Origin of the sequence: Vibrio sp. VB16, assembly GCF_015594925.2 — a bacterium.
Taxonomy (GTDB): domain Bacteria; phylum Pseudomonadota; class Gammaproteobacteria; order Enterobacterales; family Vibrionaceae; genus Vibrio.
Genome location: NZ_CP087591.1, coordinates 980,456 through 998,458, shown reverse-complemented (window position 1 = coordinate 998,458; position 18,003 = coordinate 980,456). Strand labels below are relative to the sequence as shown.

Annotated in this window: 18 protein-coding genes; 13 read left to right on the top strand and 5 right to left on the bottom strand. The window is 41.7% G+C overall.

Going from position 1 to position 18,003, the window contains the following annotated elements:
• Window positions 1-6: 6 nt before the first annotated feature.
• Together IUZ65_RS20920 and IUZ65_RS20915 are read right to left on the bottom strand one after the other, a co-directional pair.
• The gene (locus IUZ65_RS20920) at window positions 7-723 is read right to left on the bottom strand and encodes a FadR/GntR family transcriptional regulator (protein WP_195705952.1); all 717 of its coding nucleotides are present in this window, start codon (window positions 721-723) and stop codon (window positions 7-9) included.
• A 352-nt stretch (window positions 724-1,075) separates the two neighbouring features.
• Window positions 1,076-2,587, bottom strand: coding sequence for a PTS fructose transporter subunit IIC (locus tag IUZ65_RS20915; protein WP_195705951.1), 1,512 nt, complete (start codon window positions 2,585-2,587; stop codon window positions 1,076-1,078).
• Window positions 2,588-3,199: 612 nt separating this feature from the next.
• On the opposite strand from IUZ65_RS20915, the gene coxB reads away from it, so the two are divergent.
• From coxB to IUZ65_RS20895, 4 genes are read left to right on the top strand one after another with little or no spacing between them, the layout of a single operon-like run.
• On the top strand, window positions 3,200-4,402 hold the full coding sequence (coxB, locus tag IUZ65_RS20910; protein ID WP_443083751.1) for a cytochrome c oxidase subunit II: 1,203 nt from the start codon (window positions 3,200-3,202) through the stop codon (window positions 4,400-4,402).
• Complete coding sequence (ctaD, locus tag IUZ65_RS20905; RefSeq protein ID WP_195705950.1) at window positions 4,399-6,030, top strand: cytochrome c oxidase subunit I; 1,632 nt, start codon at window positions 4,399-4,401, stop codon at window positions 6,028-6,030. Before coxB ends, ctaD begins: the two co-directional genes overlap by 4 nt.
• An 8-nt stretch (window positions 6,031-6,038) precedes the next feature.
• Window positions 6,039-6,653 (top strand): cytochrome c oxidase assembly protein, encoded by a 615-nt coding sequence (locus IUZ65_RS20900; protein WP_195705949.1) that lies wholly within the window; start codon window positions 6,039-6,041, stop codon window positions 6,651-6,653.
• A complete protein-coding gene (locus IUZ65_RS20895; protein WP_195705948.1) occupies window positions 6,650-7,549 on the top strand; it encodes a cytochrome c oxidase subunit 3 in 900 nt (299 codons plus the stop codon). The genes IUZ65_RS20900 and IUZ65_RS20895 overlap by 4 nt, the downstream gene beginning before the upstream one ends.
• Before the next feature lie 38 nt (window positions 7,550-7,587).
• On the opposite strand, the gene IUZ65_RS20890 is transcribed toward IUZ65_RS20895, so the two are convergent.
• Window positions 7,588-7,782 carry a DUF2909 domain-containing protein gene (locus IUZ65_RS20890; RefSeq protein ID WP_443083759.1) on the bottom strand — a complete coding sequence of 65 codons (195 nt, stop codon included), beginning with the start codon at window positions 7,780-7,782 and terminating at the stop codon, window positions 7,588-7,590.
• On the opposite strand from IUZ65_RS20890, the gene IUZ65_RS20885 reads away from it, so the two are divergent.
• The 7 genes from IUZ65_RS20885 to IUZ65_RS20855 all read left to right on the top strand — a co-directional run bounded on the left by IUZ65_RS20885 (window position 7,781) and on the right by IUZ65_RS20855 (window position 13,333).
• A complete protein-coding gene (locus IUZ65_RS20885; protein ID WP_229638262.1) occupies window positions 7,781-8,560 on the top strand; it encodes an SURF1 family protein in 780 nt (259 codons plus the stop codon). The two genes, IUZ65_RS20890 and IUZ65_RS20885, sit on opposite strands and share 2 nt — an antisense overlap.
• On the top strand, window positions 8,557-9,132 hold the full coding sequence (locus IUZ65_RS20880) for a hypothetical protein (protein WP_195705945.1): 576 nt from the start codon (window positions 8,557-8,559) through the stop codon (window positions 9,130-9,132). The genes IUZ65_RS20885 and IUZ65_RS20880 overlap by 4 nt, the downstream gene beginning before the upstream one ends.
• A gap of 10 nt (window positions 9,133-9,142) precedes the next feature.
• Window positions 9,143-10,207 (top strand): COX15/CtaA family protein, encoded by a 1,065-nt coding sequence (locus tag IUZ65_RS20875; RefSeq protein WP_195705944.1) that lies wholly within the window; start codon window positions 9,143-9,145, stop codon window positions 10,205-10,207.
• The gene (gene cyoE / locus IUZ65_RS20870) at window positions 10,200-11,105 is read left to right on the top strand and encodes a heme o synthase (RefSeq protein ID WP_195705943.1); all 906 of its coding nucleotides are present in this window, start codon (window positions 10,200-10,202) and stop codon (window positions 11,103-11,105) included. Before IUZ65_RS20875 ends, cyoE begins: the two co-directional genes overlap by 8 nt.
• Window positions 11,106-11,302: 197 nt before the next feature.
• Window positions 11,303-11,575, top strand: coding sequence for an Lpp/OprI family alanine-zipper lipoprotein (locus IUZ65_RS20865; protein WP_195705942.1), 273 nt, complete (start codon window positions 11,303-11,305; stop codon window positions 11,573-11,575).
• 297 nt (window positions 11,576-11,872) lie between these two features.
• Window positions 11,873-12,661 (top strand): ribonuclease H family protein, encoded by a 789-nt coding sequence (locus IUZ65_RS20860; protein WP_195705941.1) that lies wholly within the window; start codon window positions 11,873-11,875, stop codon window positions 12,659-12,661.
• An 81-nt stretch (window positions 12,662-12,742) separates the two neighbouring features.
• The gene (locus IUZ65_RS20855; RefSeq protein ID WP_195705940.1) at window positions 12,743-13,333 is read left to right on the top strand and encodes a hypothetical protein; all 591 of its coding nucleotides are present in this window, start codon (window positions 12,743-12,745) and stop codon (window positions 13,331-13,333) included.
• Window positions 13,334-13,356: 23 nt separating this feature from the next.
• Here IUZ65_RS20855 and IUZ65_RS20850 read toward each other — a convergent pair whose 3' ends face one another.
• Window positions 13,357-13,593 (bottom strand): DUF1059 domain-containing protein, encoded by a 237-nt coding sequence (locus tag IUZ65_RS20850; protein ID WP_195705939.1) that lies wholly within the window; start codon window positions 13,591-13,593, stop codon window positions 13,357-13,359.
• A gap of 229 nt (window positions 13,594-13,822) precedes the next feature.
• Between IUZ65_RS20850 and IUZ65_RS20845 the strand changes: the two genes are divergently transcribed.
• Entirely contained in the window at window positions 13,823-16,264 is a 2,442-nt protein-coding gene (locus IUZ65_RS20845; RefSeq protein WP_195705938.1) for an EAL domain-containing protein, read from the top strand.
• 26 nt (window positions 16,265-16,290) lie between these two features.
• Here the strand turns inward: IUZ65_RS20845 and IUZ65_RS20840 are convergent, their stop codons facing one another.
• Entirely contained in the window at window positions 16,291-17,187 is an 897-nt protein-coding gene (locus IUZ65_RS20840) for a L,D-transpeptidase family protein (protein ID WP_195706463.1), read from the bottom strand.
• 319 nt (window positions 17,188-17,506) lie between these two features.
• Here IUZ65_RS20840 and IUZ65_RS20835 point away from each other — a divergent pair, with 319 nt between their 5' ends.
• On the top strand, window positions 17,507-17,851 hold the full coding sequence (locus IUZ65_RS20835; RefSeq protein WP_195705937.1) for a hypothetical protein: 345 nt from the start codon (window positions 17,507-17,509) through the stop codon (window positions 17,849-17,851).
• Window positions 17,852-18,003 lie beyond the last annotated feature (152 nt).

Sequence of the window (18,003 nt, the reverse complement as noted above, 5' to 3'; positions counted from 1 at the left end):
TTCTGTTTATTTTATATAGTCGCTACTACTCAATACTTTTGTTGTCTTAGCGATGGAATCCATAATAATTCCCCTCATCGTGTCTCTGGCTAGTTGCGGTTTACGCATCCTAACTGCGTCCATCACACGAAAGTGATCATTAAGTGCTGGTTTACTCAAAATTACGTTCTGTTCCAATGTTCTAGAAAAAGAAACTTCCATCGTAGTCGTTAACGCATCGCCCAGCGATATCAAAAATGGATTCTTAGTAGCCTGCAAAAGTTGTTTATGGAACTCTATGTCACCAATGTTGATTTGCGCTCTATTTTCTTGTTTCAGGCCAGAAGCCATCATATTGTAACTTTTTTCAAGAGCTGCAAGATTATCTCCAGTCGCGTTCAATGCTGCTAACGCTGCCGCATTTGGTTCAACCATCAAACGAACTTCTAATAAATGAGGGATAAAAGTATCCGATTCTTTATACTGTGTAACCCAACGTAATACGTCATGATCTAGCCAATTCCATACATCAGGTAAATTCGCCACACTACCAACTTTTGGCGTTATAGTGATCAAGCCTTTACTCGCCAGAGTTTGCAATGCACTTCGAATTGAAGTTCTTGAAACACCTAAAGATTGCGCTAATTCATTTTCGCCTTTTAAAAATGACCCAGCTGGAATGTTTTCTTTTAGAATGTCATAAACAATCTGGTTTATAGCTAGTTTTGATTTAGATTCCGTCATTTGTTGTATTCATTTGTTGTATTCATGTGTTTGCTTCTTGTAATACATGGTAAGCATTTGACAGGATAAATTTGTGATTTAATTAACATTTTGACTATTAAGATCAATTCCCCTAATAATTAATCATTATCTAATGCCTCTTTGTCGCTAACAAAAGGAACAATGTTGCAAGTACACTATGAGAAATAATATAACGTTATTAACCAATCTTTTTAGCAGATGTCGTAACTGCTCGTGTAAATTTTACCTTTATACTTATAAAAAAAACCCATCCGAAAGGATGGGCAGTAGGCACACTATTGAAAGCACAAGACAATGAGTCAATGAGTGCCGATAATGCCAAATGTCTTTATTACGCTTGTGCTTTTACTTTTACCTTACCTTGTTTACCCACCATTTTAAGAGCGATAGTGAGGCCCATAGAAACGGCAACACCGATGATAAAGTAGGTTAACCATGCCATAGGCTCGCTAATTACAGGTAGCATGAACACCGCACCACCTGCAATCGTGCCGATTTGGATCTTGGATGAAAGAATAAGAGCAGCCGCAACACCACCACCAATCATATGAGCAGGGATAATGCGCATTGGGTCTTTAACAGCGTAAGGGATTGCACCTTCCGTAATACCGCAGAAACCTAGAATTGCGGTAGATGGACCTGCAAGACGATCTTCTTTGTCGAAGAAGCGAGGGAGTGTAATCGCCATGATACCAAGAGACATACCGGGGATACATTTTGCGGCAGTAAACGCGGCGTAGAACTCAGTGTTACCGTTTGTACCGGCACCAATACAGAATAGGTAGGCGGCTTTGTTAATTGGACCACCCATATCAAGGTTAGACATACAACCGAGGATGAAGCCAAGGATGAGTAGGTTAGAACCGCTCATTACGTTTAGCCAATCAGCTAAAGAAGTGTTTAGGAACGCAAAGAACTTACCAGGCCCGACTAGCATGAATAGAATCGTTAGTACGCCAGCAACAAGCGGAGTAATAATAAGAATCTTAACTGATTCTAGTACTTGAGGTACCTTGATTTGACGGACAAGCATAACAAACAATGCGGCGGCTGCACCCGCAACAAGACCACCAATGAAACCACCACTAACGATCGTTAGTTTACCGAAAGTGCCACCCACGGCAACATAACCACCAACGAAGCCTGGCGCTAGGCCGGGTTTACCTACCATACCGTAGGCAGTAAATGCAGCAAGAACACAAATCAACAGTGGATTAAATGCTTTTAGTGCAATGTAGTATAGATAGTGAACAATGCCTTGGTGTGTGGTTGCAAAGTCACCCATGAATTCTTTGTCAGCAATCTGTTCACTTGTGAGGTTGTAAAGGTGGGTATAGTCGTAACCATAAAAAAGATTGAGTAAACCAACACAAAGGCCGCCAATAATAACAAGAGGGATAATGTGAGATACACCAGATAGTGCGCCCTTGTACCAATTTTTTAAGAACTTAACAACGAAGTTACTATTGCTATCATCAGACTCATCAAATGCCACGGTAGAAGCGCTAGTAACTTTAGAGGCTTCACCACCTGCTGCTTCAATTTTTTGTACCAGAGCATCAATCATTGCATCCGCTTTCTTGACACCGTCTTTAACTTTACCTTGAACAGATATCAGCCCTTCAAAACGTTCCATTTCCGCTACACCAACATCTGTGGCGAAAATGATACCTGAAGCTTCAGCGATATCTTGTGCCGTGATGCGGTCATCAATACCGTTAGCACCTTGTTTTTCTACTTTAATATCATAACCGCGCGCTTTCGCTTTTTTTTCTAACGTTTTAGCCGCCATATAAGTATGAGCGACCCCAGCAGTACATGCAGTAATTGCTAAGATTTTCATCTTGTTATCCTTTATCTCGTCTCTCTATCGTCTCGTATTAGTTGCGAACTTTATTGATGGCCCTTTCAATCTCTTTAGAAGAGGTACACAACTATTTCAGAAATATATGAGTTAGTCACGACTTACTCAGTAGCTATATATTCGTACTATTTGTCCTAACTTTCCGTGATAGTTATCACATAAGAGTTATTTTATGTATTATAAATGTATTACTTTAAATGCGACCACTTTAATACAACCAAATAATACAAAGAAATTACGATGTCAATACAAGAAATACAAGTCATGTTTATTTTTAACTATTTGTTTATAAAGAATATTACCATCAAATCTTACTTTTATTCTGCTTTTTATTACAGAATGAAAATAACTTCTATTCATTTTATACGATCTACTTTCTAAAACGAATTGAAAAAAAAGGTAGTTAATATTAAATTTTTACTCAAAAAAAAAGCACACAAATGTTGCTCTCGATAACACAATAATTGCGACGGCAATTTACTCTGTCACCTTGAACAATTCCTATTATCAAACTAGCATTCATTAACATAATCATAACAATTACAACCAGTGCAGTATGTTTCCAGCGTTATCATCAAAGATTGACGTGGGATGCACTCGACTAAGATGGGGGGATATCGTTTGCATCAACTAGCTACTGTCCGAAAATTGTTCATTTACTTACTTTTACTCTCGCTACCAGTTAAAGCATTAGCTCAGACTTCACTCAACATGACACAAGGTGTGACAGACATCAGCGGCAAAGTGTATGAATTGCATATGTTGATCTTCTATATATGCTGTGCCATTGCTTTTGTTGTGTTCGGTGCGATGTTCTACGCCATTTTTAATCACCGTAAATCTAAAGGCGCTGTCGCTGCCGACTTTCATGAAAGCACAAAGGTCGAGATTATATGGACAGTTATCCCTGTTATCATTTTGATCGCGATGGCGATTCCTGCAACCAAAACACTGATTGCAATGGAAGATACAAGCAAATCAGACTTGACTATAAAGATCACAGGTTCGCAATGGAAATGGCACTATAGCTACTTTGGTGAAGAAATTGAGTTCTTCAGCTTACTCGCCACCTCTTCAGACGAAATTGACGGCATTAAAGAGAAAGGGGCGAATTATCTACTTGAAGTTAACAATCCACTCGTCTTACCTATCAATAAAAAAATCCGTTTTTTACTCACTTCCGACGACGTTATCCATTCATGGTGGGTGCCAGATTTTGCAGTAAAAAAAGACACCGTACCCGGCTTCATCAATGAGGCATGGACAAAAATTGATAAACCCGGCATCTATCGCGGCCAGTGCGCAGAACTTTGCGGCCAAGCCCACGGCTTTATGCCTATCGTCGTTCACGCGATGGAGGAAGATGACTACGAACAATGGTTATTAGGTAAACGTCAGGACGTCGAACGCCAAAAAATCGAGGCTGCCAAAGCATTGGCAAACAATATGCCATTAGATCAACTCATGAGCATAGGTGAAAAAGTATATCTGGAACGCTGCTCAGTATGCCACCAACCAAATGGAATGGGTCTGCCTGCCGTGTTCCCTGCTATCAATGGAAGTCCTATCGCTACAGGTGATATTTCTCTCCACATTGACACCATCGTTAATGGGCGCTCCGGCACCGCTATGCAAGCATTTGCTCTTCAACTCACCGATCAAGAAATCGCTGCCGTTATCACTTACCAGCGTAATGCTTGGGACAACAAAACAGGTGACGTGATTCAGGCTTCCGATATCAATGCATTTAAGAATCCAGCTGAAGCAGATAAAAATTCGGAGGAAGAGCAATGAAAACTTCTATAGAAAGCAACAACATCGGCTCGACAATCGAATCAGAATTGGTGGCGTCAGATACCGCATCCTCCCATGACATCCATCATGCGCCTAGCGGTTGGACCAGGTGGGTGTTTTCAACCAACCACAAAGACATAGGTACGCTCTATCTTATTTTTAGCCTAACCATGTTCTTCATTGGTGGTGCGATGGCAATGGTGATCCGTGCAGAACTTTTTCAGCCGGGGTTACAACTTGTCGAGCCAAACTTCTTCAATCAGATGACGACGGTGCATGGACTGATCATGGTATTTGGTGCCGTCATGCCGGCTTTTACTGGCTTAGCCAATTGGATGATCCCAATGATGATCGGTGCGCCAGATATGGCGCTACCTCGCATGAATAATCTCAGTTTTTGGATATTACCTTTCGCATTCTTAATCTTGCTGGCATCGCTTTTTACTGAAGGCGGCGGTCCGAACTTTGGTTGGACATTTTACGCACCACTTTCTACCACTTATAGCCCTGATAGCACCGCATTATTTGTTTTCTCGGTTCATATTATGGGTATCAGTTCTATCATGGGCGCGATCAACGTTATCGTCACCATTTTCAATATGCGCGCGCCGGGCATGACACTAATGAAGATGCCGATGTTTGTGTGGACATGGTTGATAACGGCCTTCCTACTCATTGCCGTTATGCCCGTGCTAGCGGGTGCGGTAACCATGGTATTAACTGATAAGTACTTTGGCACCAGCTTCTTTGATGCTGCTGGGGGTGGTGACCCAGTCATGTTCCAACATATTTTCTGGTTCTTTGGTCATCCAGAAGTGTACATAATGATCCTACCTTCTTTTGGCATTGTTTCCGCCATTGTTCCCGCTTTCTCTGGTAAGAAATTATTTGGCTATAACTCCATGGTCTACGCGACCGTTAGCATCGCATTGATGTCATTTTTAGTGTGGGCACACCATATGTTCACCACGGGTATGCCCGTGTTTGCTGAACTGTTTTTTATGTATTGCACCATGTTGATTTCGGTACCCACTGGTGTGAAAGTGTTCAACTGGGTAGCCACCATGTGGCGTGGCTCACTTACCTTTGAAACCCCTATGTTGTTTGCTATCGCATTCATTGTTCTGTTCACCATCGGCGGGTTTTCTGGGTTGATGTTGGCCATTGTTCCGGCAGATTTCCAGTATCACGACACCTATTTTGTGGTCGCCCATTTTCACTATGTTCTGGTTTCTGGTGCCGTATTTTCCATCATGGCAGCGGCCTATTATTGGTTACCAAAATGGACCGGAAATATGTACAACCAACGCCTTAGTCTATGGCATTTTTGGACATCGCTTATCTCGGTAAACATTCTGTTCTTCCCGATGCATTTCCTTGGTCTTGCCGGTATGCCACGCCGAATACCCGACTACGCTATCCAATTTGCCGACGTGAATCAGATTGTTTCCATCGGAGGATTCGCATTTGGTCTATCACAGTTGCTATTTCTTTGGGTCGTCATTAAATGCATAAAAGGCGGAGAGAAAGCACCTGCAAAACCGTGGGAAAGAGCTGAAGGACTAGAATGGACGGTCCCTAGCCCTGCCCCTCATCATACGTTTGATCAACCACCAAAAATTGATTAGGTGTCGTCATGGGAATAGGTAAAAAAAAGGACAAGCAAAAAGCGAACAAAGCGCTGACGACCAAACTACTGTTTGCCGTCGTGGCGATGTTCGGCTTTGGATACGCGCTTGTGCCTCTTTATGATGTCATGTGTGATGCTTTAGGTATCAATGGAAAGACGAATAGAGTCGCGATAGATCAGCCCCATGGAATGGCTATTGATCTATCTCGAACTATTGACGTAGAGCTTATGGCTCACATTCCGTCTGGTATGCTTTGGCAAATGAAACCAAAAGTTCGAACGCTCCAAGTTCACCCAGGACAGGTGATACAAACGGCGTATCTCGCCAAGAATTTGTCGAAACAAGATTCGATTGTACAAGCGGTACCCTCAGTCTCTCCGGGCATAGCAGCTACCCATTTTAACAAAATGGAGTGTTTCTGTTTTACTCGTCAACCACTAAAAGCAGGGGAAAGTACCGAGCTTGGGCTGGTATTCTATATCGAGCCAGATATCCCCGACTCCATTCATACTCTTACACTTTCTTACACCGTATTCGACATAACCGACTCAGTAGAAAAAGAGCCAAAAAGTGTCGCCATGCTCACTAATTCAACCGCGACACCAAGGAGATCAGAATGAGCGTAGAAGCCCCCCATTCGCAACATCCTACTTACTATGTCCCAGCCCAGAGTCATTGGCCGATCATTGGCGCTATCGCTCTATTTCTGATCGCGGTAGGTGCAGGGGTAACCGTCCAGTATAAAGGGACCGAGAGCCTTGGGTCTGTCATCGGTAAAGGCGTATTAACCATCGGGTTCTTGGTTCTATTGTATATGTTTGCGGGATGGTTTAAGAGCGTGATCACCGAATCTCTCTCTGGCTTGTATTCAGATCAGATCGATCGTTCATTCAAACAAGGCATGAGTTGGTTTATTTTCTCAGAAATTATGTTTTTTGGTGCTTTTTTTGGTGCCCTATTTTACGCGAGGATGGTTGCCGTGCCTTGGTTAGCGGGTGCAGATAACAATGCGATGACTCACGAAATTTTGTGGCCCGCATTTGAGGCCCTTTGGCCCTTAACCAGTACACCTTCGGGCCAGTCAGTCGAAGCCATGCCGTGGCAAGGAATTCCACTTAAAAATACGATAATCTTATTGCTCTCTTCAATCACACTGCACTTCGCTCATGTCAGTTTAGAAAAAGGCCGCCGCACAGCATTGGTTTTCTGGTTAGAGATAACCATCGTGTTAGCGGGGCTGTTTCTGTTCTTCCAAATCGAAGAATACATCCATGCCTACCAAGAACTCGGACTCACATTGCAATCTGGCATTTATGGCAACACCTTCTTTATGCTGACCGGATTTCACGGCCTGCACGTCTTATTGGGATCCATCTTTTTGATAATTCTGCTTTGTAGAATTGCGTATGACCATTTTACACCTCGAAACCATTTTGCGTTTCAAGCCGGAAGTTGGTATTGGCATTTTGTTGACGTGATCTGGCTCTGCCTATTTGTATTCGTTTATGTGCTATAGAAACGGTTTGATTCACGAATACAACGTATTTTGGATGATCAATAAGGACGAACATTGGGCTCTATTAAACCTGAGCTCAAAGCAATAATAAGTAATATAACGACACCTACTGATACCATAAGTCGGCGGCCTAAAAATTGACTCATGGAAGGGTTTTTTTCACCATCAGAAGGTGATGATTTCACCATATAATAAAGGGCTATCGCCAAGTTGCCGATGATGAAAAGTAACATGAATATCAGTGCTGTTTTGAAAGCAAAAACCATAGCATCTCCTATTGCTGTGTTATCCCACTCCGTCTCGTATTGGGTTGCAGCACTGTTAACTGTGGTTGTATTTTTTCTATTGGTCAACTTAGGATTATGGCAATTAAGTCGAGGTGAGGCGAAACAGCAGCTTGAACAACAGTTAGAAACGAGAGCAGTACAAACTCATATCCCCCTTAGTGAATTGACCGATTATTCGGCTCCTGTCACTGGACTAAAAGTATCCTCAGCCTTCAATACCAGCGATAACCCTTTGATCTATCTTGATAATCAAACCCATAACGGCCAAGCCGGTTATTTGGTGTATCAAATTGTTAAGCCTCATAACCATAACGATCACCTGTTGATCGAGCTCGGATTTATACCAACGGGGCATGATCGTTCAGTACTCCCTGTTACCCCACAAACTTTACAACAAGAGCGTTTAACGGGTCGGCTGTATGCTCGAAGCTTGAATAAGCTCAGCTCAGACCTGATGCCCGAAACTATCAAACATCTTAGAATTCAAAATTTGAACTTCAAACAACTTGAAACCAAACTTATGGTTTCTTTATTACCTTTCGCTATGCAACCCGATCAAGTAGAAGACTGGCCTCTCCCTCAACCATGGAAACCGATACCCATGGCTTCATCCAAACACTTCGCTTATTCAGTACAGTGGTTTGCGATGGCAGCCGTTTGGTTACTGCTCATGTTAACCATTTTCTATAAAAAATTACGAGCCATTAACAGGGATATATCATGACCATCTCACTAGAAGAAAACCCCACCAATAGCCGAACCAAAGGCCGAATCGTTTTGGTTTCTCTTATTCTCATGTTCATGATTCCAGCCATCGCGGCTAAATTAATATTGACTCAACATTGGTACCAGTCAGGTGTAACAAACAAAGGCGTCCTGATCGAACCAAGACTCACTTATTCAATGCTTAAGATAGAGATGCCCGTAAGCAAAATTTGGCACATGGGAATCGTCATCCCTGCTGAGTGTGATGAGCTATGTAAACAACAGGTTTATTTACTCAACCAAAGCTTTATCGCACTAGGAAAATACCAACCTAGAGTTAAAGCCGTCCTTTATGTCACCGAAAATAGTGACCTTAATAGCTTATCCAGTCTACGTGATTCATTTACAACCATTAAAGTGACCGAAAACTTTATGAACTACGTTGATTCGTCAGAGTATTTGTTAGTCGACCCTCTCGGGCAATTAGTTATGAAATATCCTCGACAGTCATTAGAAAACGAACTTTTTAAGCAGCATAAAGAACTACTTACTGATTTTCGTAAGTTATTAAAACTTTCTAGAGTCGGATAAGGATACCGAAATGCAGAACGAACCTCGGGTTTTATTATTGGTATTAAAGCTGAGTATTATATTGACTCTGTGTGTCATCGTTTTGGGTGCCTATACTCGTCTATCCGACGCAGGATTGGGCTGTCCGGACTGGCCGGGGTGTTATGGTCACCTTAGTGTACCCACTTCCACGACTGAGATAGCAAAAGCGAATCAACTCTACCCTCATCTTGACGTTGTCGAGAGTAAAGCATGGCCAGAAATGATTCACCGCTACTTCGCTGGCTCTCTCGGCTTACTTGTTTTTGCTGTCACGTGGATTTCACTGCGGCACAACCGTGTCGGCTTCATACTTCCAATCTCACTATCGATAGTCGTCATAGCACAAGCATTACTCGGCATGTGGACCGTCACCCTTAAACTCATGCCTATCGTGGTGTTAGCTCATCTGTTTGGTGGTTTTACATTACTCAGTTTGCTGGTGCTTCTGTACACCAAAATACGTCTACGTAACGTTGCCCCTGCACAAATTAACGAACCGTTACAAGGCGCTATAAAACCACTCGCACTGATCACCTTGTTTTCAGTCATCGGTCAGATATTTTTGGGTGGCTGGACATCAGCCAATTATGCTGCGCTAATGTGCACCAGTCTTCCGATTTGCCAAGGCGAATGGACGCAATATCTTAATTTTAAAACGGCGTTTACACTCATCCAATCTGGCCATGATAATTATGAATTTGGCGTATTAGATTACGCGAGCCGAATGACCATACATATCAGCCACCGCATTGGCGCTTTTGTCGTCGCCATCGTTGTATTGCTATTTCATTGGCAAGCAAGGCAGAGCGCTGATCCATTTCTTCGCCACCTATCACATTGGCTCCTCTTTTTGTTACTGATTCAAATAACATTAGGGATCAGTAACGTTTTACTTCAATTACCATTACCTATCGCTGTTCTGCATAATCTTTGCGGTGCACTGATTCTCATTACCACAGTCAGAATCAACTACGTTATTTACGTACACAGTAAAAACCACAACATTGCAACTTCTCACTCTATCGAATCACATATTAGGGGGACTCATGAATAAAACACTTGTCGCAAGCAGTACGGCTGAATTTGAACAACCAAAATGGCGTCTTTACCTCTCGCTCACCAAACCAAAAGTGGTCGCACTTATGTTGCTTACTGCGGTTGTAGGTATGTGTTTAGCCGTGCCCACTTCGTTACCCGTACAGCAAAGCCTACTGGGTCTTTTGGGTATTGGCGCGATGGCGGGTTCTGCTGCCGCATTTAACCACCTAATCGATAGAAGAATCGATGCTTTGATGATGAGGACTCAAAAAAGGCCGCTCCCATCGGGAAATATCAACGCTTATGAGGTTTCGCTTTTTGCTTTCGCATTAGGAGTCATTGGATTTGCCGTGCTCTATATAGGTGTTAACGCATTAACTGCATTTCTCACCTTGGTGAGTCTGCTCGGTTACGCCGTGGTTTACACCATGTACCTAAAAAGAGCCACGCCGCAAAATATTGTCATAGCAGGTATTGCAGGCGCGATGCCTCCTCTATTAGGTTGGACCTCTGTTACAGGAGAACTCCATGCTAACGCGTGGTTATTGGTGATGATTATTTTTGTTTGGACCCCGCCTCATTTCTGGGCACTCGCGATCCACCGAAAAGATGAGTATGCCAAAGCTGATATTCCTATGCTCCCCGTTACTCATGGAGTGGAATACACAAAAACAAGTATTTTGCTTTACACCATTTTACTATTTTTGGTTTGCTTATTACCGGTTCTTGTCGGCATGAGTGGAATGATATATTTGTCGATTGCAACGGTATTAAGCAGTGGGTTTATCTTTCATGCATGGCAGCTTAAATATAACTGTAAAAACAGCACAGCAATGGATACATTTAAGTTTTCTATTTATCACTTAATGCTTCTATTTGTTGCTCTTTTGGTTGATCACTATCTGAATTTGTAAAAAAATTCGTTTTTATGGGTATTTTTTGTCGGTCAAATCGCACTAAATTGTCTTATTAATGAGACGGATACAATTTTACAGTGTAAATAGTGATGACGATGCAAATCTATTTACTAATAAACCCTATCGGATCAATAAGATCAGAGCTACACTAAATTCGAGTTAAAAAAAGATGACATTACATAACAGGAGTGTGCATGAATAACAAATTACTAATAGCAGTCGGTATGGGTTCTCTTCTTTTACTAGGAGGCTGTGCCTCTGGACCCGATGAAGAAACAACCAGTCAACTTGCCGCGCTATCTTCACAAGTAGATGAGTTAAGCAGTGAAGTTTCTTCGCTTAAATCAAGTCAATCAGCTGCTGAGATGAAAGCAGGTAAAGCGACTGATGCAGCTATGTCAGCTCAAGATGAAGCAGCTAGAGCAAACGAGCGAATCGATAATATCGCTCAGTCTTATACGAAGTAGTTTTCAAATACTAAGTAGTGATAGACAGCTTTACTAAATAGTAACAACACAACGCTAAGCCCTAACTTTTGTTAGGGCTTTTTTTATCTACGGATTACAACCAATATCCATCAAATTGATTATGTGATTAAAATGAATTCGGTTTGCCAAACTGATCGAGACATGTGAGCGTAAACACTTTTCATCTAACCTATCTTTTAGTGGTACTGGTATAAATACCTAGTATCTCAATTGAAATAACGCGAATAGTGTAATACATTCGCTCTGTCTCTAATTCATTAGGTTTAAAAGCATAATTTGGCAAAATTCTATGTCGTTTGGCAAGGCCGTAAAACGGGTATTTTTACTGATTGGGCAACGTGTAAGACTCAAGTTGAAAAATTCCCTGGGGCTCGTTATAAATCATTTCCGACTCGCATTGAGGCTGAAGAGGCATTTAGCCAATCAGCGAACACCGGAATAATATCCAAATCGCCCGCCGTTAAGTCCAAACACGGAAGCAAATCTATCGCAGGCTCTAAAAAGCCTAAAGCCTCAGCTCTAACCGATGAACATATTGACGCCATGCCTTATGAGGTTAAGATTTTTACCGATGGGGCTTGCGAGCCAAACCCTGGTGAAGCGGGCTCGGGTATTGCTATCTATCATTCCAACAAGCTTGCTGAGCTATGGTTTGGAATCTACCAAGCGGAAGGGACCAATAACACGGCAGAACTGAATGCTCTTCATCAGAGCTTATTGATCAGTCAAGCCTATCTGGATAACAACAAAACCGTTGGTATTTATAGCGATTCTAGTTACTCAATCCAGTGTTTAACCACATGGGCGAAAGGATGGGCAAAGAATGGATGGGTTAGGAAAGGAGGCGAGATCAAAAATATCGAGCTTATTAAAGAGATGTTTGCTTTGTACCAAACCCTAGAGAGTAAAATAGCCATCCACCACGTCAATGGGCACATTGGTGTAGAAGGCAATGAACTCGCCGACAGAATGTCTATTTTAGCTATCGAAACGAAACAAGATAAGCTGAGCTTATACACTGAAGCGCTAGATATTGACACTATTCTTAAAAAACGCCGCGGATAAATCAACGCTAAATAAATCGATATATAATGTTGTTGATATCAACAGTAATTATACATGCTAAGCAGTAAGGAAAGACCCAGAATGAGTAACCTCACTCAAGAACAAGAACACGCCATTACTCTTTTTAAAGGTAACCTTCATCTTCCTGATGGCGGCTTCCATCGCCTTATCCTTGCACTTTGCATAGAATTTCAATTGCCGTTTCAAAAGGTAAGAGCGGTATTGAAAGAATCACAGGTCTTTGTAGAACACAAAATCGTTAATGAGTTCGAAAGTGTAGATGAAAACACATTAACCAAAGCAAACTGGCTAAGCATTATCAAACAAACGTTGTCATCTTTGTCAAAGGATAACAAGCCGATTATGGAAAGCCTCGTTAATAACCTGCACTACATAACCGCTATAGACAATGCAAATAAGCCAATAGAGAGTGAACACGATCGTGAGATGATTATCGCGGACCTATCTCAAGCGTATGAAACGGAAGTATACAAGCCACTATCCGCTATGCTTTACACCTCGGATTTATATTGGTTATTATCCAACGAGATAATCGAAATGGATGACGTTCGCTGCCAACCATTTCAAGACTACCCTCAACATATCGAGGCAATAATGCACCTGACTACACTTCTTCAACGCGTCGCTTCACTTTCCTTAACGATCAAATAGATCGCAACATACCCAACTCGAACCTAATCAGATTCGAGTTGGTCAAATTCGCTTCTCTTACTATCGAACCAAACCTTCATCGCTTCAGGGTCTGACATCAATTGTTGAATTCTAGCCATCGCTTGCAAATGTTGAGTATCTTGTTGTTGAAACATCACCATTCCATGCTGTTTACTTAGCTCGACCAACTCTTCAAAAGTATTGGCACTAAATACTTCATCACAAGCACCACCTAGTTGTTTACACGTCATCGTCTTCATTATTTCATCCTCTTCAGGCTAAGTTTGCCTCTTGCATGTCGGTTAATTGTAGTTCAAATACCATTGACATTGTCGGTATGTACACTTCTCTACATTCATTTTAAACCGCAAAAAAATGACGGCATTATCAAAAACAAGACCTACGCACCTAATCACTTAACCCTAAGCAATATTTGTCGTTATACTCATAGAATAATAATATGTAATTGGCTAGAAAAGAGACCGTCCTTTGGGCTTTATTAAAAAATACAAAACCACTATCAGTATGTTGGTTGTGTGGTCGATTTTGATTGCTGGCTCACTTAGCTGGAATATTATCGCTGCGAGAGAAAACATCATAAGCCGGGCCTATAGCGAGGCAAAAACGTCTATCAATAAAGACATCACATTTCGCTTATGGGGCTCGTCTCATGGCGGCGTTTATGTGCCTGTCTCGGACAAACAACAACCAATTAAGTGGTTAAGCCATATCCCAAACAGGGACGTCAAACGCCCAGATGGTACAATGCTCACTCTTGTGAATCCTGCCGCGATGCTTCGTCAGTCATCTGAGAAGTATGCCACATTATTTGGTATACAGAGTCGAATTACATCCTTAAAGCCGATCAACAAATTCAATGCACCTGACGCTTGGGAAACACAACAGTTGACCGCATTTGAACAGGGTGTCATCACAGAAAGTTGGGATACAGAGTTAATCGATGGAGTACCTAATCTTCGCTACCTGAGAGCCATGAACGTTGAAGAAGGGTGCCTTAAATGCCACGCCTCACAAGGCTATCGACTTGGTGATATCAGAGGTGGTATCGGCGTAAGTTTACCTCTTACCGAACACTATCAATTAGTTGAGCGATCCATTAACAATCTATCAGCTAGCCATTCTATCCTTTGGGTTTTAGGTGGATTGGGTATCTTCTTATACTCAAATATATCCTCTTCTCAGGTCAAGGAACGTCAACAAAGAGACATAGAAAGAGAAGAGTCGGCCGAGGTTCTAGGCCTTTATGCTAGCGCCTTTTCCAGCAGTGGTGAAGCCATGTTGATCATTGACCAGGACCAAAAAATCATCAATGCAAATCGTGCATTTCTAAAACACAGTGGTTATTCAATTGGGGACGTTATTTCCAGAAACTGGGCAATATTGCACGCGGATAATACGCCAATTTCGACCTATCTTGAGATGACGAATACGTTAGAAGACAAAGGATTTTGGCAAGGTGAATCCTACGGCCGGAAGAAAGATGGCAGCGTATTTCCTAAATGGCTTTCAATTTCCAAAATAAAAAAGGAATGCAGTGATTCATCCTTTTATATCAGTACCTACAGCGATATTAGCGAACGAAAAGAAGCGGAAAAGGAAATTGCCCATCTTGCTCATTTCGACATTTTGACCGACCTACATAACCGCTACAGCTTAGAAGAGAGGCTAGAACGGGTGCTGGAGCGAGCCCAAAAATATCACTACAAAGCGGCGATGTTGTTCATTGATCTTGACCGATTTAAGACGATTAACGACTCACTTGGTCACGCATTTGGCGACAAACTGATCATAGAAGTGGCGCACGAACTTTCCAAAATAAAGCGAGATCAAGATACCCTTGCACGGATCGGGGGTGATGAATTTGTACTGATTCTCCCTCAAGTAACTGATACTTCAGATGTTGCTCTTGTTGCTCAACGGATCCAAGAGAAACTAAACAAGCTCTATCACATTAGTAATCGTGATGTGGAGACCTCTGCCAGTATTGGTATCTGTTTATATCCAGATGATGGCACGACGACGGTCGAACTGATGAAAAATGCCGATATCGCCATGTATCAGGCAAAACTAAAGGGGCGAAATAACTACCAATTTTTTACCACCGCTTTGTCCCAAGCAGCGGATGAAAGGTTGAAACTAGAGAACCAAATGCGAGTTGCACTGGAGTTGGGTCAATTCGAAATCTACTTTCAACCTATCGTGAACACAAACTCTCTGTCTATCGTTAGTGCAGAAGCACTTATCCGCTGGAAACATCCAGAGCACGGGTTCTATCCACCCGACAAATTTATACCCATCGCAGAGGATACTGGATTCATTCACACCCTTGGCGATTGGATATTAAACGAAGCTTGCCATTCATTCTCTCAAATAAAACAGCGTGGCTGTGGCTTAAAGAAAATATCCATCAATCTTTCAGTCAACCAACTGCAATCCACTAAACTGATCGACAAAGTAAACAAGGCAATGAAAAAATATGGTATTTCAGTCGGTGAACTAGAATTTGAAATCACTGAGACAGCCGCAATGCAAGATCCAGACTTTGCCGTTTCACAACTTACCGCTCTCAGTAATCTAGGTATCTCATTGGCTATCGATGATTTTGGCACAGGTTATTCATCGCTGAGTTATCTGAAAAAATTACCTATCCAAACCCTCAAAGTAGATAGGACGTTTGTTAGCGATATAGGAAAGGATACCAATAATGAAGAGATCTGTATTACAACGATTTCGTTAGCTCACAACCTGGGACTGCAGGTCGTTGCAGAAGGGGTTGAAACAGAAGAGCAGATCGCCTTTTTAAAACAGCACCACTGTGATCGCTTACAGGGTTACTACTTTAGCCGACCCGTCCCCATAAACGAACTTTGTCTATACATAGAGCAAAATACTGCACCGCCAAGAATATGAAGATAACCTCCGTTTTCAAACGAAAACTATGGTCCTGCTATCTCTATAGGGATACCACTTTGAACTAGAATCGCCGCTTTCGCTTTATTTTTAGACATTCCAAACTCATCCATCCAACCCTCTAGATTTTTGGGTACAGCTAAGGTTTTTTTCTCACCGTTGCTTCTGGTCAAAGGTTCATGAACTTCCATAAATACACTGCTATCAGGTTCTAACGTCATTTTCACAGGCGTATTCACTACTCTCACTTTCTCTTTACGAGAGACTTGATGAAATAACCAGTCAATATCTTTTGGTTCCATTCGAATACATCCAGAGCTTACACGGAGCCCTATACCAAAATCTTTATTGGTTCCATGAATAAGGTAATCTCCTACTCCATACCCTAAGCGTAATGCATACAGCCCCAGAGGATTATTTGGTCCTGCAGGAACAACCTTGGGTAGTTCAATACCATTGGCCAATGACTCAGCTCGAATTGTCTGAGTGGGTGTCCACGTTGGATCTTTAATTTTTTGGTTAATGTAAGACGTCATTTCTGGAGTATCACGACCAATACGACCGATACCGACAGGAAAAACATGCACATTTTTTTTGTCTTTATCAAAATAATAGAGCCGTAATTCTGCAAGGTTAATCACTATTCCTTCGCGGTCTTTGGAAGGTAGAATAAAGAGTGAAGGTATTGTAAGGACAGTCCCTTCTTCTGGTAAAAAAGGGTCAACGCCTTGGTTTGCTGCCATTAATGATAGAAAACCGACATCATATTGTTTTGCAATACCGGCCATTGATTCACCCTGTTCCACCAAGTGATTCTGTATTCGACCAACAAGTTGACTACCGTCGGTTGGCAGTCGATAACTTGCGGCTTGCAGTGGCGCAACAAACAGTAGGCTAACCAATAAAAACCATCTAGATATCATCAAAAATTTGTTCCTTTCGATTTAAAAACGCAACGAATACACTTTATAGTAACCAATTTACTCGTTTCCATTTATTGGAGGAAGTCCCTGTTTCGATATAACACCCATACTACTACATAATTGGACAGACGAAATGTATGAGATCTTATGAATCATCATTTCTTAAATTTATTGAAGTGAAGAGTGTATGCAAGCTGCATAACACCAAAATTTCCTGAGCATCCTGATTATCTTTCGGTCACAATATAAACAAAGGTAACCAATTGATTTTAATAAAATGTTAGTATAGTAACTTACCTTACACGACAGGCTTAACCCCATGGAAAAACTATTTAAACTGCTCATTTTTGTTGCCCTATCCAACGTATTCTTTGTTGGGGCTATTTTCCTAATCGAGTATCAGACTGGCATTCTAGCGGTTAAATTCATATCGGATTACTTCTTCTATAGCATGATGGCGCAGTGGCTTATTGGTACCTTTTTTATGGTTTCTACACCGACGAATACTCGCTATATAAAACACAGCCCAAATTTAGCAACAAGCAAAGCGGCATCAATGAATGATGGTGCAGGTGAACAGGCATTTACTTATGTTGATCTACCTTTAAGTCAGAAATTGTTTTTTTCTGGTTCAGCTAGCCTTCTATTTTGCTTGGTGCTCTGATGACTAAAGAAACGAACGGCATAGGCTGACACCATTATAAACCAGATTTTTCAAACACGAAGAATAACTAAAATTTCACAAAAACAGCCTATTTATTCACGTATGTACGAAAATCGCGCAATGATCAAGTTTCCCAACCTCTATAATTTTTA

What these genes read in the sequence shown, in the direction of transcription:
- IUZ65_RS20840 (WP_195706463.1), bottom strand. Translation starts at nt 17,187, where the DNA reads ATGATATCTAGATGGTTTTTATTGGTTAGCCTACTGTTTGTTGCGCCA.
- IUZ65_RS20900 (WP_195705949.1), top strand. Translation starts at nt 6,039, where the DNA reads ATGGGAATAGGTAAAAAAAAGGACAAGCAAAAAGCGAACAAAGCGCTG.
- IUZ65_RS20835 (WP_195705937.1), top strand. Translation starts at nt 17,507, where the DNA reads ATGGAAAAACTATTTAAACTGCTCATTTTTGTTGCCCTATCCAACGTA.
- IUZ65_RS20895 (WP_195705948.1), top strand. Translation starts at nt 6,650, where the DNA reads ATGAGCGTAGAAGCCCCCCATTCGCAACATCCTACTTACTATGTCCCA.
- IUZ65_RS20855 (WP_195705940.1), top strand. Translation starts at nt 12,743, where the DNA reads ATGAGTAACCTCACTCAAGAACAAGAACACGCCATTACTCTTTTTAAA.
- IUZ65_RS20915 (WP_195705951.1), bottom strand. Translation starts at nt 2,587, where the DNA reads ATGAAAATCTTAGCAATTACTGCATGTACTGCTGGGGTCGCTCATACT.
- IUZ65_RS20880 (WP_195705945.1), top strand. Translation starts at nt 8,557, where the DNA reads ATGACCATCTCACTAGAAGAAAACCCCACCAATAGCCGAACCAAAGGC.
- IUZ65_RS20850 (WP_195705939.1), bottom strand. Translation starts at nt 13,593, where the DNA reads ATGAAGACGATGACGTGTAAACAACTAGGTGGTGCTTGTGATGAAGTA.
- IUZ65_RS20885 (WP_229638262.1), top strand. Translation starts at nt 7,781, where the DNA reads ATGAATATCAGTGCTGTTTTGAAAGCAAAAACCATAGCATCTCCTATT.
- IUZ65_RS20890 (WP_443083759.1), bottom strand. Translation starts at nt 7,782, where the DNA reads ATGTTACTTTTCATCATCGGCAACTTGGCGATAGCCCTTTATTATATG.
- IUZ65_RS20920 (WP_195705952.1), bottom strand. Translation starts at nt 723, where the DNA reads ATGACGGAATCTAAATCAAAACTAGCTATAAACCAGATTGTTTATGAC.
- cyoE (WP_195705943.1), top strand. Translation starts at nt 10,200, where the DNA reads ATGAATAAAACACTTGTCGCAAGCAGTACGGCTGAATTTGAACAACCA.
- ctaD (WP_195705950.1), top strand. Translation starts at nt 4,399, where the DNA reads ATGAAAACTTCTATAGAAAGCAACAACATCGGCTCGACAATCGAATCA.
- coxB (WP_443083751.1), top strand. Translation starts at nt 3,200, where the DNA reads ATGCACTCGACTAAGATGGGGGGATATCGTTTGCATCAACTAGCTACT.
- IUZ65_RS20865 (WP_195705942.1), top strand. Translation starts at nt 11,303, where the DNA reads ATGAATAACAAATTACTAATAGCAGTCGGTATGGGTTCTCTTCTTTTA.
- IUZ65_RS20875 (WP_195705944.1), top strand. Translation starts at nt 9,143, where the DNA reads ATGCAGAACGAACCTCGGGTTTTATTATTGGTATTAAAGCTGAGTATT.